Here is a 21,155-nt window from a genome sequence, read left to right as displayed (position 1 = left end):
TGTTAGCGCAAAAAGGAGATTAATCATGCAGTTTTCAACTACCCCAACGCTTGAAGGGCAGAGCATCGTGGAATACTGCGGTGTGGTGACGGGCGAAGCGATTTTAGGCGCGAATATCTTCCGCGATTTCTTCGCCGGCATTCGCGATATTGTCGGCGGCCGCTCCGGCGCGTATGAAAAAGAGTTGCGTAAAGCGCGTGAAATTGCCTTTCAGGAGCTGGGTGAGCAGGCGAAAGCGCTGGGTGCCGATGCGGTCGTCGGTATCGACATTGATTACGAAACCGTGGGTAAAGATGGCAGCATGTTGATGGTGAGCGTCAGCGGCACTGCGGTGAAAACTCGCCGATGAAGCGTCTGTTGTGGCTGCTGGCATTGACGCTGCTGCTGGCGGGCTGTGCTGGCGAAAAAGGGATTGTCGATAAAGACGGATACCAGTTAGATACCCGCCGTCAGGCGCAGGCCGCTTATCCGCGCATCAAAGTGCTGGTTATCCATTACACGGCTGATGATTTTGACGCTTCTCTGGCTACGCTGACCGATAAAAACGTCAGTTCGCACTATCTGATCCCGGCTGTGCCGCCGCTTTATCACGGCAAGCCGCGTATCTGGCAACTGGTGCCGGAAAACGATCTGGCCTGGCATGCCGGGATTAGCTTCTGGCGCGGCGCGACGCGGATTAACGATACCTCGATTGGCATTGAGCTGGAAAACCGCGGCTGGCAAAAATCGGCGGGAACGAAATATTTTGCCCCGTTTGAGCCAGCGCAGATTCAGGCGTTGATCCCACTGGCGAAGGACATTATTGCTCGCTACGACATCAAGCCGCAAAACGTGGTGGCTCATGCGGACGTCGCACCGCAGCGTAAGGACGATCCTGGCCCATTGTTTCCATGGAAACAGCTGGCTGCACAGGGAATCGGCGCATGGCCTGATGCTCAGCGCGTGGGGTTTTATCTCAACGGGAGAGCGCCGTCTACACCGGTAGACACTGCATCGTTACTCGATCTGCTGTCGCGCTATGGTTATGAGGTGAAACCCGAAATGACGCCGCGTGAACAGCAGCGAGTGATTATGGCATTCCAGATGCACTTCCGCCCGACGTTGTGGAACGGCGTGGCGGATGCAGAAACGCAGGCGATTGCGGAGGCCTTGCTGGAGAAATACGGGCAGGGTTAACGCGGCAGCTTACCGTGGTCGCGCAGCCAGGCCGCGGTACGCTCAATCCCTTCATCCAGCGTGACGATGGGCTGGTAACCTAACTCTTCCTGAGCGCGGGTGGTATCCAGCGTAAAGTCAAAATTCAGCTTCGAGACGCCGTAGTGCGTAAGCTTTGGCTCTTTCGCCGATTTATTGCCCAGACGCTCCATGCTGCGAGCAATCATGTCCAGCATCGGGTAGGGCACCGAGCGGATTCGGCAATCAATATTCAACTCGTCGATCAGCTTCTGCACGATACTGCGCAGCGTTCGATGCTCGCCGTTAGTAATGTTGTATGCGCGGCCTGACGGCAGGTTATCGCAAGCTTCCTGGCTTACCAGCCACATTGCGTGTACCGCGTTCTCATAATAGGTCATATCCACCAACGCACTTCCACCGTGCGGCAACAGGATGCTGCCGTAGTGGTACATCATGTGGGCCAGACGGGGGATAAAAACTTTATCGTGAGGTCCGAACAGACTTTGTGGACGCAATACCGTGAAGCGGGTCTGCGGGTTAGCCTGCGCGAGCAGCGCAATCACATCTTCACCAGCCGCTTTACTGCGGGCGAATTCATTGGCGAAGCGATGTGGCCGGAAGTCCTCTTTGATATCCCGATGATGGTGATAGTCAAAATAGAGTGACGGAGAGGAGATATGGATAAAGTTACGTACGCCCCAGGCAACGGCCCATTCGCCCAGACGGCGGGTAGCACGAACGTTGGCCAGATCGAAGGCTTCCTGCGTTCCCCACGGCGAGGTAAAACTGGAGCAGTGCCACAGCGTGTCGATACCTGCGAGCATGACCTTTGCCTGCGAAGAGACCAGTTCGGTCAAATCCGCATGCACAAATTCTGCGCCCATTTTCTCCAGCAGCTTGCCCATCGCTTCGTTGCGACCGGTGGCTCTGACGCTGACGCCTTTGCTGCATAGAAACTCAACCGCATTTCGGCCCAAGCCGCTGGTGGCTCCGGTAACCAGTACCTTCATATCAATCCACTGTGTTTAAAAAACGTCGTGCGCATTCTTCCGTGAAATACGCCTGTATGCAATGGGAAACGTGAAAGAATACAGTCTCTTTTTGTCATTAGTCTGTGATTTGTTCTGCAAGTTTGGCGATACGCTTTGCCATCCCTCTGAAAATGAACAGATGGGCCGGGATCATCAACAACCAGTAGAAAAGACCGGGCATGCCGTGCGGATGCCACCAGGCGCGTACATCAATGCGCCGATGATCGCCTTTATCTTCCAGTGTAAAGCTTAAACGGCCTAATCCCGGCGCTTTCATGCCAAACAGCAGTGTGAGCTGTTTTTCTGGCTCAACGATGATTACTTTCCAGCTATCCACGGCATCGCCAACCTGCAACAACGGGTTTTCCGGGCGCCCTTTTGCCAGCTTATGGCCGACCAGCAGATCCAGCGCGGCGCGCGTCTTCCACAAAAAATTGCCAAAGAAATAGCCCTCTCTCCCGCCGAGTCGGTTCACCACCTGCCACAGCGCTTTCAGACTGGCGGAGGTGTCGACGCTAAAGCCAGCCTGTTTGGCAAAATAGCCATATTCGGGACGCCAACGGGCGAATGCCTGAGCGTCATACCCCCAGTCGCTGGAGTTAACCAGCTTCTCTTCTTCTTTCAGCGTGCTGCGCACTGCGTCATCAAAGGCGATCAGCTTTTGCGGGATCAGCGCGCGTAGCTCAGCGTCATCGGCCAGCAGGTCATGCTTTAAGCCTTGTATCAGCGCCTTTGCCGTAGTGGGCGGTACCGACGTAATAACATTCAAAAACCACACCGAAATCCAACTGGTCGGAAACGGGATAGGGATCAACAAGCGGTGTTTGCCGCTGACGGCCATGAAATGCTCGAACTGTTCCTGATAGCTTAATATCTGCGGCCCTGCGGCTTCGAGTACGCGGTGATGGCTTGTGGGATGGTCCAACAGCGCCACCAGATAGTACATCAAATTTTCCAGCGCGATGGGCGTAGTACGCGAACGTACCCAGCGCGGAGGCGTAAGTACCGGTAGGTTGTAGACCATATCGCGCATCACTTCAAAAGCGGCGGAACCCGCCCCGACGATAATGCCTGCCCGTAATTCGGTCATCGGCACGCCTGCTTCGCGCAGGATGTCTGCGGTTATCTGCCGCGCACGCAGATGATCGGATTGTTCATGTCGCGGAGCCTGTAATGAGCTCAGGAAAATAAGCTGTTTGACGGGGATGCTACGTAGCGCATCACGCACGTTCATCGCGACCTGGCGCTCATGAGCGATAAAATCACCGCCTTCGCCCATGCCATGGACCAGGTAATAAACCGTATCAACATCCGTCAGCAGCGGCGTCAGGTTATCAGGCCAGATTAAGTCGACTTTGTGGCAACTGACGTTGGCCAGTTGCAGTTTTTCCAGCCGTTCAATCCGGCGTGCCGCAGCCAGTACCTGGTGCCCTTGCTGACTGAGCGCCTGTACCAGATGCTGACCAATGTAGCCACTGGCGCCAAGAACCAAAATCCGTTGCGGCACGCCTATCTCCTTAGCGAGTTAAAAAAGCGCGCCAGTGGGCGGCGACTTCAGCAAGTTGTTCACGCGATACGTCCAGATGCATCACCAGGCGTACAATCGGGGAGGCGTTAATCAGTACCCCTTGCGCCTTCATGTACTCGCCCAGCGCAGCAGCGTGTTCTTCGCCAACGCGGACAAACAGCATGTTGGTATCGTGACGCATGACGTCTGCGCCTGCTTCGCGCAGTTGTTCCGCCATCCAGGCCGCGTTGTCATGGTCTTCCTGTAAACGCGCCACGTTATTTTTCAACGCATACAGTCCGGCCGCCGCCAGAATCCCGGCCTGACGCATTCCGCCTCCGGTCATTTTACGCCAGCGGATGGCGCGTTTAATGTAGTCGTGACTACCGACCAGCAGTGAGCCTACCGGCGTTCCCAGACCTTTAGAGAGACAAATGGTGAACGAGTCGCAGTATTGCGCGATCTCTTTCAGCTCACAGCCGTAAGCGACGACGGCGTTAAAAATACGCGCGCCATCAACGTGCAGGGCCAGATTGCGCTCACGAGTGAATTCCCAGGCATCTTTCAGATACTCGCGTGGCAGCACTTTGCCGTTGTGGGTGTTTTCCAGACTAAGCAGACGTGTGCGGGCAAAATGGATATCATCCGCTTTGATTTTTGCCGCCACTTTCTCCAGCGGTAAGGTGCCATCCGGCGCGGCATCGATAGGCTGCGGCTGGATGCTGCCGAGCACCGCAGCGCCGCCCGCTTCGTAGAGATAGTTATGTGCGCCCTGGCCTGCAATATACTCTTCACCACGCTGGCAGTGGCTGAGCAGCGCAACCAGGTTCGCCTGAGTGCCGGTAGGTAAGAAAATAGCAGCTTCTTTGCCGGAAAGCTCAGCAGCGTATTGCTGGAGAGCGTTAACGGTAGGGTCATCTCCGTATACGTCGTCCCCGACCGGGGCGGCCATCATCTCTTCCAGCATGGCGCGACTCGGCCGGGTTACGGTATCACTGCGTAAATCAATCACGGGCATTCCTTTTTTAGTGAGGTAATGCCCTCTGTTTTACCTGAGCCAGTTCGTTTTCGCCAGTTCCATCACTTCATCACCGCGTCCACTGATGATTGCGCGCAACATATACAGGCTAAAACCTTTCGCTTGTTCGAGTTTGATCTGCGGCGGGATGGCTAACTCTTCTTTCGCCACCACCACGTCGACCAGCACCGGACCGTCAATCGACATCGCCCTTTGCAGCGCTTCATCGACCTCTGAGGATTTCTCCACACGAATGCCCGTAATGCCGCAGGCTTCGGCAATCCGCGCGAAGTTTGTGTCGTGCAGCTCCGTGCCGTCGGTCAGATAACCGCCAGCCTTCATCTCCATCGCCACAAATCCCAGCACGCTGTTGTTGAAGACGATAATCTTCACCGGCAGCTTCATCTGGACAACCGACAGAAAATCGCCCATCAGCATGCTAAAACCGCCGTCACCGCACATGGCGATGACCTGGCGTCCCGGTTCGGTCGCTTGGGCCCCGAGCGCCTGTGGCATAGCGTTCGCCATCGACCCGTGGTTAAACGACCCGAGCAGGCGGCGTTTGCCGTTCATTTTCAGATAGCGTGCCGCCCAAACCGTCGGGGTACCAACATCGCAGGTAAAGATCGCGTCGTCAGCGGCAAAATGGCTGATCTGCTGCGCCAGATACTGCGGATGAATGGCTTTGTCGCTCGGTTTGGCTAAATCATCCAGACCCTTGCGCGCCTCACGATAGTGCTCCAGCGCTTTGTCCAAAAACTTCCGCTCGGTTTTTTCCTCCACCAGCGGCAGCAGGGCGCGGAGAGTGGATTTAATATCGCCCACCAGCGCCATATCAACTTTACTATGCGCGCCGATGCTCGCCGGATTGATATCAATCTGAATAATTTTGGCGTCGGTCGGATAGAACGGGCGATAGGGGAACTGGGTGCCGAGCAGGATCAGCGTGTCGGCATTCATCATGGTGTGGAATCCGGATGAAAAGCCAATCAGCCCGGTCATACCGACGTCATACGGGTTATCGTATTCGACGTGTTCTTTACCCCGCAGGGCGTGGACAATCGGCGCTTTGATTTTTGCCGCAAACTCAACCAGTTCTTGATGCGCGCCGGCACAGCCGCTGCCGCACATCAGGGCGATATTGCTGGAATAACGCAGCAGTTGCGCCAGTTTTCTGAGTTCTTCTTCAGCCGGGGTGACCACCGGCAACGGTGCATGATACCAGTGTGTGCTGGCGCTTTCCGGCGCGGGCTTCAGCGCGACGTCGCCGGGTAATACCACGACTGAGACGCCACGATTTAATACGGCTTTACGCATGGCAATGGCGAGTACCTGTGGGATCTGTTCAGGGCTGGAAACCAGCTCGCAATAGTGGCTACATTCGCGGAACAACTCTTGCGGGTGGGTCTCCTGAAAATAACCGCTGCCGATCTCACTGGAAGGGATATGTGCGGCAATCGCCAGGACCGGAACATGGTTGCGGTGACAATCAAACAGCCCATTGATCAGGTGCAGGTTCCCTGGTCCACATGAACCGGCACAGACGGCCAGTTCGCCGGTTAGCTGCGCCTCTGCGCCAGCGGCGAAGGCGGCAACTTCTTCATGACGGGTCGGCATCCAGTCAATCGTTCCCATACGATTAAGACTGTCACTAAGACCATTTAATGAGTCGCCCGTCACGCCCCAAATGCGTTTAACGCCAGCTTGTTCGAGGGTTTTAGCAATAAAAGCGGCAACCGTTTGTTTCATGGTTTTCCATCTCCTTTAATGTGATACCGGTTACAAGTTTAGATGAAGATGATAGTTATGCTTCTCATTTCCCCCTTATTTTCGGCAGCTTACATTTCGAGCAGATAACGCGTAGTTTGATATCTGGCATGGTGAAACAAGGAATGAATTCAAATGGTTACTAAACTATTAAATGCAGTTAACCGAACGCTGACTCATGAAGACTTTGGCAAGTTTCTGTTACGCATCGCTGTCGGCGGGCTGATGCTGTTTCATGGCTTACATAAATTGTTCTCCGGTATTGAGGGCATCAGCGGCATGCTGATAGCGAAAGGTTTTCCGGGCTTTATTGCTTACGGCGTTCTGTTGGGGGAGGTCGTTGCGCCTTGCCTGATTATTCTGGGGATCCTGACCCGTCCGGCGGCATTGGGGCTGGCGTTTACGATGGTGGTGGCGTGGCTGATGGTCGGGATGGGCGAAACCTGGTCACTGGACAAAACCGGCGCATGGGCGATCGAGAGTCTGGTGTACTTCTTTATCGGGGCATTGGCTGTCGCGTTTTTAGGGGCGGGGCGTTTCTCGGTGGCAGGAAATTCGGCCTGGCGGTAAAAAAGGCCGGATATGGCGTAAACGCATTATCCGGCCTGGAGCAGCTACGAAGGAGTATTTTACAGATTAAGCGAGTACTAAATCGCTCTGCGGATGACAGGAGCAGGCCAGTACATAGCCTTCGGCTATTTCTGCATCCGTCAGCGTCATGGTACTGCTGACCGTGTAGTTACCGTCAACCACTTTGGTTTTGCAGCAGCCGCAAACGCCCGCACGACATGCGGCAACGACCGGCACTTTATTGCTTTCCAGCGCGTCCAGCAGCGTACTGCCCACCGGCGCGTAAAACTCTTTCGCCGGTTGCAGCTTGGTGAACTTCAGACCGCTGGTGGCGGCCTCGGCAACTGGCGTGAAGAACTGCTCTTTAAAGAAGCGCGTCACGCCCAGTGCTTTGACTTCTTTCTCGACCAGATCCATATACGGCGCCGGGCCGCAGGTCATCACGGTACGAGAGACCAGATCCGGCACGCTTTTCAGCAGATCGGTCGTCAGTCGGCCAGAAACAAAACCGTGGGTGGCATTGTTTTCAGCGACTAGCGTCACCGGATAGTCACGCCATTCGTCGGCAAAAATAACATCTTGCGGTGAACGAACGTTAAAGATCACCTGCACATCGGCCTGTGGGCGGTACTTTGCCAACCAGCGACGCATTGACATGATTGGCGTCACGCCGCAACCGGCAGCCAGCATCAGGAACTTATCTTCCGCCTTATCTTCACAGGTAAATTCACCCATGGCATCGGACAGCCAGATATAGTCGCCGCGCTTCACGTCACGGGTCAGCCACTGTGAACCTGCGCCATCGTCAATCCGGCGAACGGTCAGCGTAATGTACTCGCTTACTCCCGGGGTAGATGAAATGGTGTAAGCACGCAGCGTTTCCGCTGAATTACGTACGCTGACCAGTGCATACTGCCCGGCGCGGTACGGATAATAGTCGTGGCACAGCAACGAAATCGTCCATACATCCGGCGTTTCCTGGTGGATGTGATGCACCTGCATCCGCCATGGGCACTGATGAGTTGGCATTGTCATTCTTTACTCCTTACGCGCTCAGCAACTGCTTCATGTCTTCTTCAACGGTGGTGACGGAACGCAGGCCGAATTTCTCGTTGAGCACAGCCAGCAGATCCGGCGTGAAGAAACCAGGCGCTGTTGGGCCAGTGACGATGTTTTTCACGCCCAGCGACAGCAGGGTCAGCAGAATCACAATCGCTTTCTGTTCAAACCAGGAGAGCACCAGAGACAGCGGCAGGTCGTTGACGCCGCAGCCCAGCTTCTCTGCCAGAGTGACCGCCAGGATGATGGCAGAGTAAGCATCGTTACACTGACCGGCATCGACCAGACGCGGCAGGCCTTCGATATCGCCGAACTCCAGTTTGTTGAAACGGTATTTACCGCACGCCAGGGTCAGGATCAGGCAGTCGTCCGGGACACTGGTGGCGAAGTCGGTGAAGTAGTTACGTTCGCCGCGCGCGCCATCGCAGCCGCCGACCAGGAAGATATGACGCAGTTTTTCACGGCTGACCAGGTCGATCAGCGTATCCGCAGCGCCCAGCAGCGTCTGACGACCGAAACCTACGGTGATCAGGTGCGGGATTTCGCTGTACGGGAAGCCAGCCATCTGTTGTGCCTGAGCGATGACCGGACCGAAGTTGTCGCCTTCGAGGTGGCTCACACCCGGCCAGCCGACGATGCTACGGGTCCAGATACGGTCGTCGTAGGCGCCCACGGTTGGGTCGATGATGCAGTTAGAGGTCATCACGATTGGCCCAGGGAAGCGAGCGAACTCAACCTGCTGGTTCTGCCAGCCGCTGCCATAGTTACCAATCAGATGTTTGAACTTGCGCAGTTCCGGGTAGCCGTGTGCCGGCAGCATTTCGCCGTGGGTATAGACGTTAACACCGGTACCTTCGGTCTGCTCCAGCAGGTTGTAGAGATCTTTCAGGTCGTGACCGGAGATCAGGATGCATTTACCAACGGTGGCTTTAACATTGACCTGAGTCGGCGTCGGGTGACCGTATTTAGTGGTTTCACCGGCGTCCAGGATGCTCATCACTTTGAAGTTCATCTGGCCGATTTCCATAGAACACTCCAGCAAAGCGTTCATGTCGGCAGGCCAGGTCCCCAGCCACGCCATAATTTTGTGGTACTGGGCGTAGATGTCGTTGTCGTACTGACCGAGAACGTGCGCGTGCTCCATGTAAGCCGCGGCACCTTTCAGACCGTACAGGCACAGCAGGCGCAGGCCGAGAATGTTCTCGCCGATGGCCGCTTTGTCTTTGTTCGGGGTAAATTCCGCTGCCTGACGTTGCAGGTCGCCCAGATCGTCGCTGACCAGTTGCAGGTCGGCCATCGGGTTGTCGACCGCTGCGTTCGCATCGATGTTCAGACATTGTGCTTTCAGCGCGTCGCGCATGGCAATTGCTTCACGGGCATAGCCAACAATACGCGGGGAGTCGAAGTTAACGTTGGTCAGCGTGGAGAAGAACGCACGCGGTGCGAAGCTATCAACGTCATGGTCGATGATGCCGTATTCACGCGCTTTAACAGCCCATGCAGACAGACCTTGTAGGGAAGCAATCAGCAGATCCTGCAAATCGGAGGTTTCAGCCGTTTTACCGCACATACCCTGCGCGTAAGAGCAGCCGTTCCCTGCCGGAGTACGGATGGTTTGTTCACATTGCACACAAAACATGGTCACACCTTTTAAAGTTATATTTGATATACATGTTTAAGGTTATGCCTGTGCGCGCAGGGATAAAAGGGATTTCTACTACAACTTGCAAGGAGATTGATTTAGCGCAATTTTGGCGGTAGCCGACTACCGCCAGAGAGGTATTTGTTTGAGGGTCAGGCGGAGAAAAATGCCATTAACAGAGGGACTAACAGACTCAGGATAAAACCGTGCACGATGGCTGCCGGAACCATTTCCAGTCCACCGCTGCGTTGTAAAACCGGCAGGGTGAAATCCATCGATGTGGCCCCGCATAGCCCCAACGCGGTAGAGCGACTGCGGCCCACCATGCCGGGAATCAACATAATGGCAATCAGTTCACGCGCCAGGTCATTAAAGAAGGCGGCACTGCCAATCACCGGCCCGAACGATTCGGTTAACAGAATACCGGACAGCGAATACCAGCCAAAACCTGACGCCATCGCCATCGCGGTTTTGACCGGCAGGCCGAGGATCAACGCATTGATAACCCCCGCCAGCATCGAACTGGCGACGACGACGGCGGCAACAATCATGCCCCGGCGATTCAGCACGATTTGCTTGAGGGTCATGCCGCTGTTGCGAAGCTGAATCCCCACCAGGAACAGTAAAAAGATTAACGTATATTCGCTGGCTTCGGTGGCGTGCTGCAAAAAGGAAAGACCGGTGAGACCCAGCAGGAAGCCCACCACGACAACCCCGCAAAGCTGGAGCGACTCAAACGCCATCGCGATCCGCGACGGTAGTTTCTCTTGCTGATGGTTATGCCGCCAGGGCAGTGAACGCTCCAGCCAGAACAGCGCGGCGATATTACACAGCAAAATAACCGTCACGCTGACAGCAGAATAATGAAGTATGGCTAACAGGTTGCTGGCGAGATTATCCAGAAACGCCAGGCTGATGCCCATAAAAAAGAGAATAAGGTAGACGATCCAGCTCAACAGGCGATTGATGAGTTTTAGTGCGCCCATGTGCCGAAGTGGAATAAGGTAGCCCACAATAAGGGGAACCAGAATGATTAACAGCCCTGAAAACATGAAAACCCGATCCTTGCTGAGATGTAAGACGAAATGCGCAAGCACACACTACTCAATGCAAAGAGGGGAGTAAAGTTGCAAATAAAAGGAAATATAGCGAGGAAAAAAAGGCCTGACTTTCGCCAGGCCTTTTTGTTATCGATTAATCGCGTTTTTCCAGCAGAGTGCGGTAAATAAGACCACCGAGAACCCCACCGATAATTGGCATGACCCAGAAGAACCACAATTGTTGCAATGCCCAGCCGCCCTGGAAAATGGCAACTGCGGTACTACGTGCCGGGTTTACGGAGGTATTAGTGACTGGAATGCTGATCAAGTGGATCAGTGTTAACGCCAGACCGATTGCAATAGGGGCAAAACCTGCCGGAGCATGTTTGTCGGTCGCGCCGTGGATCACTAATAAGAAACCAGCGGTCAGAATAATTTCAATTACAACAGCAGAAAGCATGGAATAACCGCCAGGTGAATGATCACCAAAGCCGTTCGAAGCAAAACCGCTGGCGGTTGCATCAAAACCTGCTTTACCGCTGGCAATTAGATACAGAGCCGCAGCTGCAACAATACCGCCCACAACCTGCGCAATAACATATCCAATAACGTCTTTCGCCGGGAAGCGACCGCCAGCCCATAAACCGAAGGTTACTGCCGGGTTAAAATGTCCACCTGAAATATGGCCCACGGCAAAGGCCATAGTTAATACGGTCAGACCAAATGCCAATGCGACACCGGTGAATCCAATTCCCAATTCCGGGAATGCTGCGGCCAGTACTGCGCTACCGCACCCACCAAAGACGAGCCAAAACGTACCGAAGAATTCGGCTGCTAATTTCCTGAACATAACCACCTCAATTAAAAGTTCCGGGTTCGTATTCCTTGCCCGGTAATTCATCGCTTAAAGGGACGATGATGAAAGAGCGGGTATTTTAGAAAAAAACATCATCCCTTCGCCAGTTAAATTGATGAAAAAATTTGATTTAAGGCAATATGTCGTGATTCCTTTTTGAATATTGGATGAATGAAGCATAGTTCAATTAGCTAAAAATGATGATTGAGCTCAGAAATTATAATCACAGGAAAACATAAGAAGAATATTCTTAATTTTTTTGATTTCTGCGATTAACCTCCTGATGATATCGGGTGCCCTGAGCGCTCGGTTAACGTTATACTCCTGATAACTTGAAGGAAAAAGTTAGCATTTCCGGAGGCTATATGATTCTCGAACGCGTTGAGATTGTTGGATTTCGTGGTATTAACCGCCTGTCGTTGATGCTTGAGCAGAGTAACGTACTGATTGGGGAGAACGCGTGGGGGAAGTCCAGTCTGCTGGATGCCTTAACCTTGCTGCTGTCGCCGGAATCTGATTTGTACCACTTTGACCGCGATGATTTTTGGTTCCCGCCGGGGGATATACAGGGCCGGGAACATCATTTGCACATTATCCTGACGTTTCGTGAATCTCAGCCGGGTCGTCATCGGGTTCGTCGCTACCGTCCTCTGGAAGCCTGCTGGACGCCGTGCCACGATAGCTATCACCGTATATTCTATCGTCTGGAGGGCGAATGCGCGGATGATGGGACCGTCCTGACGCTACGTAGTTTTCTTGATAGTGATGGTCATCCGCTAAATCTCGACGACATTAACGATCTGGCGCGGCATCTCGTGCGTCTGATGCCTGTGTTGCGTCTGCGTGACGCGCGTTTTATGCGGCGCATTCGTAACGGTACGGTGCCGGATTCGGCGGATGTTGAAGTGACCGCTCGCCAGCTGGATTTTCTGGCGCGTGAACTGGCTACCCGACCACAAAACCTGACCGATGGGCAGATTCGTCAGGGGCTGTCGGCTATGGTGCAGCTATTAGAGCACTATTTTTCTGAGCAGGGTTCTGGTCAGTCCCGCTATCGCCTGATGCGCCGCCGCTCCAATAACGAGCAACGTAGCTGGCGCTATCTGGATATCATTAACCGCATGATTGATAAACCTGGCGGACGAACGCATCGCGTTATCCTGTTGGGACTGTTCTCGACGCTGTTGCAGGCCAAAGGCACGTTAAGGCTGGATAAAGATGCCCGGCCTTTATTGCTGATAGAAGACCCGGAAACGCGTTTACATCCCATCATGTTGTCGGTTGCCTGGCACCTGCTGAATCTACTTCCTCTCCAGCGGGTGGCGACCACCAACTCCGGTGAGTTGCTGTCTCTCACGCCGGTGGAACATGTTGTCCGTCTGGTGCGTGAGTCATCCCGCGTCGCCGCCTGGCGACTGGGGCCGGGTGGGATCAGCGCGGAGGACGGTCGGCGTATTGCTTTCCATATTCGTTTCAATCGCGCATCTTCACTGTTTGCCCGCTGCTGGCTGCTGGTGGAAGGCGAAACGGAAACCTGGGTCATTAACGAGCTGGCCCGCCAGTGCGGACACCACTTTGATGCGGAAGGCATTAAAGTCATTGAATTTGCTCAGTCAGGCCTTAAACCACTGGTTAAGTTTGCCCGCCGGATGGGAATTGAATGGCACGTGCTGGTCGATGGCGATGAAGCGGGGAAAAAGTATGCCGCCACGGTGCGCGGTTTATTGAATAACGACAGAGAGGAGGAGCGCGATCATTTAACCATGCTCCCCGCGCTGGATATGGAACACTTTATGTATCGTCAGGGGTTCGCCGATGTCTTTCATCGCGTCGCGCAGATCCCGGAAAACGTGCCAATGAATATGCGCAAAATTATCTCCAAGGCGATTCATCGTTCGTCAAAACCGGATCTGGCGATCGAGGTGGCGATGGAAGCAGGGCGGCGTGGTGTAGACGCCGTTCCCACTTTGTTGCGGAAAATGTTTTCCCGCGTGCTGTGGCTGGCACGCGGCAGAGCGGATTAGTGGCGAAACATCGACGACAGCTGCGCGTGGATGCTGTCCAGTAGCTGATAGCGACGGCGGTATTCTGCGCGTTTTTTACTGGCAATCTCCGCTTCGCTTTTTCGTGCCAGCGCACGCGGAATATGATAGTACCCGCGGCTGTCGCACTCGCCGCCAAGCGACGCCCAAAATGCGTTGTAGTCGGAAAGAATCACTTTGTTTTTATCGTTGTAACGCGGACTGCGAAAGATATGCTGCTCGTTACTGACAGCCATTACCTTTTCGATATTCAATTGTTCCGCTAAACGACAAATGGCTTCCATAACAAGGCGTTTGGGGAATATTCCGTGACAGGATTTGGTCGCTTTTTGTGTTGCTTCGTGCGGAAGTTGTGAATTGCCCTGCATGCCGCCGATAAATAATGTACTTTTCCCATTATATTCGCAGAACGTAAATGTCATTTTAGTCAGTTCGTCACCATCGCCATTTCGCACCAGAATGGTACTTTCACCCTCTTTATCCAGTACCGGAAACATCATCATGGTCACGGTAAATATCTCGTTATCTTTGCCTGCAATTTGCGCCAACTGTAAGCCGTCATGACTTAATAAAGTGTTAAATTCACCAGGTAAAAATGCATGGCGGATAACATGATAATGAAAACGCACCGCATCTAATCGCATTCTGGGATCGAAGTTGGCGGCAAGGTAAGGACGATGCAGACGAACGGGCAGTCGGGGTTGACGGGCGAGCAGGTCTTCAAGCTCGGGCCACTGCGCCAGTTCAGTCATCCATTCCTGGGTAAGGCGAGGTATCAGCAATGAACGCCAGATAAACTTACGCCGAAAGCTCCGTTTATCCCAACACTGTGCAGGCCGTAATTGACCGCGGCTCAGGCTGTAAAAAAGACTCAAGCTGGTGATGGGTTTGCTGGAAAGAAAAGCGCTTTCAGTTAGTTGACTCATAATATAAATCCGATTGATACCCTGGCATTAATTTCAGCACAGCGGATCTTAACCATTCATCAATAACTCTGTTATTCTTGCGCTTTTCAACGGCTATTTATTTAACGTTGACGTTTAACACTCCACTCTGATGGACGTATTGGGGGAAATTGGGACATTTATGAAGCTCAAGGGAAAAATCAAAAAACGCTATTTTATCTTCGCTATCATCCTTATTGTGGCGATAATTGCACTATGGCGAACGCTTAATGCGCCTTTACCTCAGTATCAAACGTTAATTGTTCGTCCAGGCGATCTTCAGCAAAGCGTACTGGCAACCGGGAAACTGGATGCGCTGCGTAAAGTTGACGTCGGGGCGCAGGTCAGTGGGCAGTTAAAAACGCTGTCGGTCGCGATTGGCGATAAAGTAAAAAAAGATCAACTGCTTGGCGTTATCGATCCTGAACAGGCGCAAAACCAGATCAAAGAGGTTGAAGCGACGCTGATGGAATTACGCGCTCAGCGTTTACAGGCTGAAGCCGAGTGGAAGCTGGCGCGGGTGACGCTTTCCCGTCAGCAACAGTTGGCGAAAACCCAGGCGGTTTCACAACAGGATCTCGATACCGCGGCTACCGAGATGGCGGTCAAACAGGCGCAAATCGGCACCATTGATGCACAGATTAAACGTAATCAAGCCTCTCTTGATACAGCAAAGACCAACCTTGATTACACCCGCATTGTGGCGCCGATGGCGGGTGAGGTTACGCAAATAACCACCCTGCAAGGACAAACCGTTATTGCCGCCCAGCAGGCACCTAACATTCTGACGTTAGCAGACATGAGTACCATGCTGGTGAAAGCGCAGGTTTCCGAGGCGGATGTTATTCACCTGCATCCCGGACAAAAAGCCTGGTTCACCGTCCTGGGCGATCCGCAGACGCGCTACGAAGGTACGCTGAAAGATGTCCTGCCGACGCCGGAAAAAGTGAATGATGCGATTTTCTACTATGCCCGCTTTGAAGTGCCTAACCCGAAAGGGATCCTGCGTCTGGATATGACTGCACAGGTCCATATCCAGCTCACGGATGTCAAAAATGTCCTGACTATCCCGCTGTCGGCGCTGGGCGATCCTATTGGCAATAATCGCTATAACGTCAGGCTGCTGCGTAACGGCGAAACCCGCGAGCGTGAGGTGGTGATCGGCGCGCGCAATGACACCGATGTGGAGATTGTGAAGGGGCTGGAAGAGGGAGATGAAGTCATTACCGGCGAGGGCAATCCAGGAGCGGCGAAATGACGGCATTGCTTGAGCTGAGCAATATCCGCCGCAGTTACCCGTCAGGCGAAGGGCAGGTCGAGGTGTTAAAGGACGTTTCCTTGAGCATTCAGGCCGGTGAAATGGTGGCGATTGTCGGCGCGTCTGGCTCGGGTAAATCGACGCTGATGAACATTCTCGGTTGTCTTGATAAGCCTACCAGCGGCACGTATCGGGTGGCCGGGCGCGATGTCTCCACCCTCGATAGCGATGCGTTAGCGCAACTGCGACGCGAGCATTTCGGTTTTATCTTCCAGCGTTATCATTTGCTGTCGCATTTAACCGCCGCGCAAAACGTTGAGGTGCCAGCGGTCTATGCCGGGACTGAACGTAAGCAACGTCTGGCTCGTGCGCAGGAATTACTCCAGCGGCTGGGGCTGGGCGACAGGGTTGACTATCAGCCTTCCCAGCTTTCCGGTGGTCAGCAGCAGCGGGTCAGTATTGCGCGTGCGTTGATGAACGGTGGGCAGGTTATTCTTGCCGACGAACCCACCGGCGCGTTGGATAGCCATTCTGGCGAAGAGGTGATGGCGATTTTGCATCAACTTCGCGATCGCGGACATACGGTAATTATCGTTACGCACGACAGCCAGGTCGCCGCGCAGGCCGAGCGCGTCATTGAAATTCGCGACGGAGAGATCGTACGTAATCCGCCGCCGCACAAATCTTCTGGCGGACGCGAAATCTCCGAATCAACAGTGAAAACAGTATCCGGCTGGAGTCAGTTTATCAGCGGTTTTCGCGAAGCGCTCACCATGGCCTGGCTGGCAATGGCTGCGAATAAGATGCGTACGCTGCTGACCATGCTGGGGATTATCATCGGTATTGCTTCGGTGGTTTCAATTGTGGTGGTGGGGGATGCGGCAAAACAGCTGGTGCTGGCAGACATTCGCGCTATCGGTACCAATACCATTGATATCTATCCCGGCAAAGATTTCGGCGATGACGATCCGCAGTATCAACAGGCGCTGAAATATGACGATTTAACCGCGCTGCAGAAACAGCCCTGGGTAAGTTCGGTGACGCCTGCGGTGTCGAAGAACCTGCGGTTACGCTACGGTAATATTGACGTGGCAGCCAGTGCGAACGGCGTTAGCGGCGACTATTTCAACGTCTATGGCATGACGTTTAGCGAAGGCACCACCTTTAACGCTGAGCAACTGGCTGGCCGGGCGCAGGTGGTGGTGCTTGACAGTAATACCCGACGTCAGTTGTTCCCCAACAAAGCGAAGGTGGTGGGCGAGGTCATTTTGGTGGGAAATATGCCTGCTACGGTGATTGGCGTTGCAGAGGAGAAACAGTCGATGTTCGGCAGTAGTAAGATCCTGCGGGTCTGGCTGCCTTACAGCACCATGTCCGGGCGAATTATGGGGCAATCGTGGCTGAACTCAATCACCGTGCGAGTGAAGGACGGTTTTGATAGCGCTCAGGCTGAGCAGCAACTTACCCGTCTGTTGTCGTTACGCCATGGGAAGAAAGATTTCTTTACCTGGAATATGGACGGCGTCTTGAAAACCGCCGAAAAGACCACACGTACATTGCAACTCTTCCTGACGCTGGTGGCGGTCATTTCGCTGGTGGTAGGTGGAATCGGCGTGATGAATATTATGCTGGTTTCGGTAACCGAACGAACGCGCGAGATTGGCATTCGTATGGCGGTTGGCGCGCGCGCCAGTGATGTGCTGCAACAGTTCCTCATTGAAGCGGTGCTGGTATGTCTGGTTGGCGGCGCGTTGGGCATTACGTTGTCGATGCTGATCGCCTTTACGCTACAGTTATTCCTGCCCGGCTGGGAAATTGGCTTCTCACCCGTTGCGCTGCTCACGGCATTTCTGTGCTCAACCGCTACCGGAATTTTGTTTGGCTGGTTACCGGCGCGTAATGCAGCGCGGCTTGATCCGGTAGATGCGTTGGCGCGGGAATAATGTTACAGAGATAAAAATGCCAGCCGCAAGGGCTGGCATTTTGACTGCGGGATGTACACAATGAAACAGAAGGGTTAAGCGACGGCTTCTGCTTCAATGACAGGCACGATGACACTGGCATGATTGCCTTTTGGCCCCTGGTGGACATCAAACTGGACAGACTGTCCGGCTTTTAGCGTTCTGTAACCATCCATCTGAATGGTGGAGTAATGGGCGAAAATGTCTTCGCCGCCGCCTTCGGGGCAGATGAAACCAAACCCTTTGGCGTTGTTGAACCACTTAACAGTACCCGTTTCCATACTTCGACATCCTTCGTAGATCTTATATAAGTAAGATGGAATGAACCGGTTGCGGAGTGGGGGCTGTTCAAAACCTCGCCAACTCTCGAAACTACAATTTAGAGAAATCAGGCGGGGCGTCAAGCGTCAGACGGATGGAATAGGGTAAAAATGCATCAAAATTTGAAGCAGTTAACGCTATTGTCGGTTCTGTGACAGATGTCGCGGATGACACTAATAGATGATAGTTATCTAATACTTGAGGTAGATTGAGTGTGTGCATAGGCTGCTTGTCAGCGGCAACATTTTCTGCCGGAAACCGTAACTGAAGATGACGACTGACAATGAGTAAGACGAACGACTGGCTGGATTTCGATCTGCTGGCGGAAGACAAATTGCGCGACGCGCTAAAACCGCCATCTATGTATAAAGTGATATTAATCAATGATGATTACACTCCGATGGAGTTTGTTATTGACGTGTTACAAAAATTCTTTTCTTATGATGTAGAACGTGCAACGCAACTGATGCTTGCAGTTCACTATCAAGGTAAAGCTATCTGCGGCGTATTCACTGCCGAAGTGGCTGAAACCAAAGTCGCGATGGTGAACAAATATGCAAGGGAGAACGAGCATCCGTTGCTGTGTACGCTGGAAAAAGCCTGAATGCAGGCATAAATATTGGGGGAGGTGCCTATGCTCAATCAAGAACTGGAACTCAGTTTAAACATGGCTTTCGCCAGAGCGCGCGAGCACCGACATGAGTTTATGACCGTCGAGCACTTGTTACTGGCGTTGCTCAGTAACCCATCGGCCCGCGAAGCGCTGGAAGCGTGTTCTGTGGATTTGGTGGCGCTCCGTCAGGAACTCGAAGCCTTCATTGAACAAACCACACCCGTATTGCCTGCCAGTGAAGAAGAGCGCGACACGCAGCCAACGTTGAGTTTTCAGCGTGTACTGCAACGCGCGGTCTTTCATGTTCAGTCCTCCGGGCGCAATGAAGTTACCGGCGCAAATGTTCTGGTAGCTATCTTTAGCGAGCAGGAATCTCAGGCGGCCTATCTGCTGCGTAAGCATGAAGTGAGTCGTCTGGACGTGGTGAATTTTATTTCTCATGGCACGCGCAAAGACGAACCAAGTCAGTCTTCTGACTCCGGGAATCAGCCAAATAACGAAGAGCAAGCTGGCGGGGAGGACCGTATGGAGAACTTCACGACTAACCTTAACCAGCTTGCCCGTGTGGGTGGAATTGATCCGCTCATTGGCCGGGAAAAAGAGCTGGAGCGCGCCATTCAGGTACTCTGCCGCCGTAGAAAAAACAACCCGCTGTTGGTGGGTGAATCTGGCGTCGGTAAAACCGCGATTGCCGAAGGCCTTGCCTGGCGTATTGTTCAGGGCGACGTGCCGGAAGTTATGGCGGACTGCACCCTTTACTCTCTGGATATCGGGTCGCTGCTGGCGGGCACCAAATACCGCGGCGATTTTGAAAAACGCTTTAAGGCGCTGCTGAAACAGCTGGAACAGGATACCAACAGCATCCTGTTTATTGATGAGATCCACACCATTATCGGTGCGGGTGCGGCATCGGGTGGCCAGGTGGATGCGGCGAACTTAATCAAGCCTCTGCTCTCCAGCGGTAAAATCCGTGTGATAGGCTCCACGACCTATCAGGAATTCAGCAATATTTTTGAGAAGGACCGGGCGTTAGCGCGCCGTTTCCAGAAAATTGATATCACTGAGCCGTCGGTAGAAGAGACCGTGCAGATTATCAACGGTCTGAAACCGAAATACGAAGCGCACCATGACGTTCGTTACACCGCGAAAGCAGTGCGTGCCGCGGTCGAACTGGCGGTGAAATACATCAACGATCGTCATCTGCCGGATAAAGCCATTGATGTGATCGATGAAGCGGGGGCACGTGCGCGTCTGTTACCGGTCAGCAAACGCAAGAAAACCGTTAACGTTGCCGATATTGAGTCCGTGGTGGCCCGCATCGCGCGTATCCCGGAGAAGAGCGTGTCGCAGAGCGATCGTGATACGCTGAAAAATCTGGGTAACCGTCTGAAAATGCTGGTATTCGGACAAGATAAAGCCATTGAGGCGCTGACTGAAGCGATCAAAATGAGCCGTGCCGGTCTCGGCCATGAGCATAAACCTGTCGGTTCATTCCTGTTTGCCGGACCGACTGGCGTTGGTAAGACCGAAGTCACGGTGCAGCTGTCCAAAGCGCTCGGCATTGAGCTGCTGCGTTTTGATATGTCCGAGTATATGGAACGTCACACCGTCAGTCGTCTGATTGGCGCGCCTCCGGGATATGTCGGTTATGACCAGGGCGGTTTGCTGACCGACGCGGTCATTAAACACCCGCATGCGGTCCTGCTGTTGGATGAAATCGAAAAAGCGCACCCGGATGTCTTTAACCTGCTGCTGCAGGTAATGGATAACGGTACGCTGACCGACAATAATGGCCGTAAGGCGGACTTCCGTAATGTGGTGCTGGTCATGACCACCAACGCCGGGGTACGTGAGACCGAGCGTAAATCGATTGGGCTTATTCATCAGGACAACAGCACTGATGCGATGGGCGAAATCAAAAAAGTGTTTACGCCGGAATTCCGTAACCGTCTCGACAATATTATCTGGTTCGACCATCTCTCTACCGAGGTGATTCATCAGGTTGTTGATAAGTTTATCGTCGAGCTGCAGGTACAACTGGATCAGAAAGGCGTCTCGCTGGAAGTAAGCCAGGAAGCACGTAACTGGCTGGCTGAGAAAGGCTATGACCGCGCGATGGGCGCACGTCCAATGACGCGTGTTGTTCAGGACAACCTGAAAAAACCATTGGCCAACGAACTGCTGTTTGGTTCGCTGGTGGACGGTGGTCAGGTAACCGTTGAGTTGGATAAAGAGAAAAATGAGCTGACCTATGGTTTCCAGAGTGCGCAAAAGCACAAGCCAGAAGCCGCACATTAAGTTCTAATCACTAATGAGCCGGGCGTAATGCCCGGTTTTTTTTCGCCTGAAG

General features: G+C 53.4%; 18 protein-coding genes. 8 read left to right on the top strand and 10 right to left on the bottom strand.

Translation table 11 applies throughout. The annotated features are described in order from the left end of the window. The first annotated feature begins 25 nt into the window (after positions 1 to 25). A complete protein-coding gene (locus JSN25_RS19440) occupies positions 26 to 349 on the top strand; it encodes a heavy metal-binding domain-containing protein (protein ID WP_001160725.1) in 324 nt (107 codons plus the stop codon). Beyond that, positions 346 to 1,176 (top strand): N-acetylmuramoyl-L-alanine amidase, encoded by an 831-nt coding sequence (locus JSN25_RS19435; protein ID WP_150345194.1) that lies wholly within the window; start codon positions 346 to 348, stop codon positions 1,174 to 1,176. Before JSN25_RS19440 ends, JSN25_RS19435 begins: the two co-directional genes overlap by 4 nt. Here JSN25_RS19435 and JSN25_RS19430 read toward each other — a convergent pair. From JSN25_RS19430 to poxB, 4 genes are all read right to left on the bottom strand, one after another. Further along, the gene (locus tag JSN25_RS19430; RefSeq protein WP_038641874.1) at positions 1,173 to 2,186 is read right to left on the bottom strand and encodes an NAD-dependent epimerase/dehydratase family protein; all 1,014 of its coding nucleotides are present in this window, start codon (positions 2,184 to 2,186) and stop codon (positions 1,173 to 1,175) included. The two genes, JSN25_RS19435 and JSN25_RS19430, sit on opposite strands and share 4 nt — an antisense overlap. A gap of 97 nt (positions 2,187 to 2,283) precedes the next feature. Continuing rightward, entirely contained in the window at positions 2,284 to 3,714 is a 1,431-nt protein-coding gene (locus JSN25_RS19425) for an SDR family oxidoreductase (RefSeq protein WP_085047902.1), read from the bottom strand. A gap of 10 nt (positions 3,715 to 3,724) precedes the next feature. After that, positions 3,725 to 4,726, bottom strand: coding sequence for a low-specificity L-threonine aldolase (gene ltaE / locus JSN25_RS19420; protein ID WP_087855942.1), 1,002 nt, complete (start codon positions 4,724 to 4,726; stop codon positions 3,725 to 3,727). A gap of 36 nt (positions 4,727 to 4,762) precedes the next feature. Continuing rightward, positions 4,763 to 6,481 carry a ubiquinone-dependent pyruvate dehydrogenase gene (gene poxB / locus JSN25_RS19415; protein WP_137347124.1) on the bottom strand — a complete coding sequence of 573 codons (1,719 nt, stop codon included), beginning with the start codon at positions 6,479 to 6,481 and terminating at the stop codon, positions 4,763 to 4,765. A gap of 153 nt (positions 6,482 to 6,634) precedes the next feature. Between poxB and JSN25_RS19410 the strand changes: the two genes are divergently transcribed. Further along, on the top strand, positions 6,635 to 7,069 hold the full coding sequence (locus tag JSN25_RS19410) for a DoxX family protein (protein ID WP_038641863.1): 435 nt from the start codon (positions 6,635 to 6,637) through the stop codon (positions 7,067 to 7,069). Positions 7,070 to 7,135: 66 nt separating this feature from the next. Here the strand turns inward: JSN25_RS19410 and hcr are convergent, their stop codons facing one another. From hcr to aqpZ, 4 genes are all read right to left on the bottom strand, one after another. After that, positions 7,136 to 8,104 carry an NADH oxidoreductase gene (hcr, locus tag JSN25_RS19405; RefSeq protein ID WP_121529266.1) on the bottom strand — a complete coding sequence of 323 codons (969 nt, stop codon included), beginning with the start codon at positions 8,102 to 8,104 and terminating at the stop codon, positions 7,136 to 7,138. A 10-nt stretch (positions 8,105 to 8,114) separates the two neighbouring features. Next, positions 8,115 to 9,767 (bottom strand): hydroxylamine reductase, encoded by a 1,653-nt coding sequence (hcp, locus tag JSN25_RS19400; RefSeq protein ID WP_121529265.1) that lies wholly within the window; start codon positions 9,765 to 9,767, stop codon positions 8,115 to 8,117. Between the two features lie 155 nt (positions 9,768 to 9,922). Beyond that, a complete protein-coding gene (locus tag JSN25_RS19395) occupies positions 9,923 to 10,822 on the bottom strand; it encodes a LysO family transporter (RefSeq protein WP_085047906.1) in 900 nt (299 codons plus the stop codon). 142 nt (positions 10,823 to 10,964) lie between these two features. Then, positions 10,965 to 11,660 carry an aquaporin Z gene (gene aqpZ, locus JSN25_RS19390; protein WP_038641851.1) on the bottom strand — a complete coding sequence of 232 codons (696 nt, stop codon included), beginning with the start codon at positions 11,658 to 11,660 and terminating at the stop codon, positions 10,965 to 10,967. A gap of 371 nt (positions 11,661 to 12,031) precedes the next feature. Between aqpZ and JSN25_RS19385 the strand changes: the two genes are divergently transcribed. Continuing rightward, positions 12,032 to 13,690, top strand: coding sequence for an ATP-dependent endonuclease (locus JSN25_RS19385; protein ID WP_038641848.1), 1,659 nt, complete (start codon positions 12,032 to 12,034; stop codon positions 13,688 to 13,690). Here the strand turns inward: JSN25_RS19385 and JSN25_RS19380 are convergent. Continuing rightward, positions 13,687 to 14,634: a VirK/YbjX family protein gene (locus JSN25_RS19380; protein WP_204525265.1), complete on the bottom strand. Its 948-nt coding sequence runs from the start codon at positions 14,632 to 14,634 to the stop codon at positions 13,687 to 13,689. The two genes, JSN25_RS19385 and JSN25_RS19380, sit on opposite strands and share 4 nt — an antisense overlap. 160 nt (positions 14,635 to 14,794) lie before the next feature. Between JSN25_RS19380 and macA the strand changes: the two genes are divergently transcribed. Both macA and macB read left to right on the top strand, forming a co-directional pair. After that, the gene (macA, locus tag JSN25_RS19375) at positions 14,795 to 15,910 is read left to right on the top strand and encodes a macrolide transporter subunit MacA (RefSeq protein ID WP_038641845.1); all 1,116 of its coding nucleotides are present in this window, start codon (positions 14,795 to 14,797) and stop codon (positions 15,908 to 15,910) included. Further along, positions 15,907 to 17,853: a macrolide ABC transporter ATP-binding protein/permease MacB gene (macB, locus tag JSN25_RS19370; RefSeq protein WP_087855946.1), complete on the top strand. Its 1,947-nt coding sequence runs from the start codon at positions 15,907 to 15,909 to the stop codon at positions 17,851 to 17,853. Before macA ends, macB begins: the two co-directional genes overlap by 4 nt. Before the next feature lie 74 nt (positions 17,854 to 17,927). Here macB and cspD read toward each other — a convergent pair whose 3' ends face one another. Beyond that, complete coding sequence (cspD, locus tag JSN25_RS19365; RefSeq protein ID WP_003036813.1) at positions 17,928 to 18,152, bottom strand: cold shock-like protein CspD; 225 nt, start codon at positions 18,150 to 18,152, stop codon at positions 17,928 to 17,930. Positions 18,153 to 18,475: 323 nt separating this feature from the next. Here cspD and clpS point away from each other — a divergent pair, with 323 nt between their 5' ends. Both clpS and clpA read left to right on the top strand, forming a co-directional pair. Next, complete coding sequence (clpS, locus tag JSN25_RS19360) at positions 18,476 to 18,796, top strand: ATP-dependent Clp protease adapter ClpS (RefSeq protein ID WP_006683877.1); 321 nt, start codon at positions 18,476 to 18,478, stop codon at positions 18,794 to 18,796. Positions 18,797 to 18,826: 30 nt separating this feature from the next. Continuing rightward, positions 18,827 to 21,103: an ATP-dependent Clp protease ATP-binding subunit ClpA gene (clpA, locus tag JSN25_RS19355; protein WP_038641840.1), complete on the top strand. Its 2,277-nt coding sequence runs from the start codon at positions 18,827 to 18,829 to the stop codon at positions 21,101 to 21,103. Positions 21,104 to 21,155 lie beyond the last annotated feature (52 nt).

The sequence above is a fragment of the Citrobacter cronae genome (assembly GCF_016893685.1).
Lineage (GTDB): Bacteria > Pseudomonadota > Gammaproteobacteria > Enterobacterales > Enterobacteriaceae > Citrobacter > Citrobacter werkmanii.
This window is presented reverse-complemented; position numbering and strand designations above follow the sequence as displayed.

What these genes read in the sequence shown, in the direction of transcription:
- JSN25_RS19410 (WP_038641863.1), top strand. Translation starts at nt 6,635, where the DNA reads ATGGTTACTAAACTATTAAATGCAGTTAACCGAACGCTGACTCATGAA.
- JSN25_RS19440 (WP_001160725.1), top strand. Translation starts at nt 26, where the DNA reads ATGCAGTTTTCAACTACCCCAACGCTTGAAGGGCAGAGCATCGTGGAA.
- macA (WP_038641845.1), top strand. Translation starts at nt 14,795, where the DNA reads ATGAAGCTCAAGGGAAAAATCAAAAAACGCTATTTTATCTTCGCTATC.
- JSN25_RS19395 (WP_085047906.1), bottom strand. Translation starts at nt 10,822, where the DNA reads ATGTTTTCAGGGCTGTTAATCATTCTGGTTCCCCTTATTGTGGGCTAC.
- poxB (WP_137347124.1), bottom strand. Translation starts at nt 6,481, where the DNA reads ATGAAACAAACGGTTGCCGCTTTTATTGCTAAAACCCTCGAACAAGCT.
- macB (WP_087855946.1), top strand. Translation starts at nt 15,907, where the DNA reads ATGACGGCATTGCTTGAGCTGAGCAATATCCGCCGCAGTTACCCGTCA.
- clpA (WP_038641840.1), top strand. Translation starts at nt 18,827, where the DNA reads ATGCTCAATCAAGAACTGGAACTCAGTTTAAACATGGCTTTCGCCAGA.
- JSN25_RS19435 (WP_150345194.1), top strand. Translation starts at nt 346, where the DNA reads ATGAAGCGTCTGTTGTGGCTGCTGGCATTGACGCTGCTGCTGGCGGGC.
- JSN25_RS19385 (WP_038641848.1), top strand. Translation starts at nt 12,032, where the DNA reads ATGATTCTCGAACGCGTTGAGATTGTTGGATTTCGTGGTATTAACCGC.
- cspD (WP_003036813.1), bottom strand. Translation starts at nt 18,152, where the DNA reads ATGGAAACGGGTACTGTTAAGTGGTTCAACAACGCCAAAGGGTTTGGT.
- clpS (WP_006683877.1), top strand. Translation starts at nt 18,476, where the DNA reads ATGAGTAAGACGAACGACTGGCTGGATTTCGATCTGCTGGCGGAAGAC.
- hcr (WP_121529266.1), bottom strand. Translation starts at nt 8,104, where the DNA reads ATGACAATGCCAACTCATCAGTGCCCATGGCGGATGCAGGTGCATCAC.
- hcp (WP_121529265.1), bottom strand. Translation starts at nt 9,767, where the DNA reads ATGTTTTGTGTGCAATGTGAACAAACCATCCGTACTCCGGCAGGGAAC.
- JSN25_RS19430 (WP_038641874.1), bottom strand. Translation starts at nt 2,186, where the DNA reads ATGAAGGTACTGGTTACCGGAGCCACCAGCGGCTTGGGCCGAAATGCG.
- JSN25_RS19380 (WP_204525265.1), bottom strand. Translation starts at nt 14,634, where the DNA reads ATGAGTCAACTAACTGAAAGCGCTTTTCTTTCCAGCAAACCCATCACC.
- aqpZ (WP_038641851.1), bottom strand. Translation starts at nt 11,660, where the DNA reads ATGTTCAGGAAATTAGCAGCCGAATTCTTCGGTACGTTTTGGCTCGTC.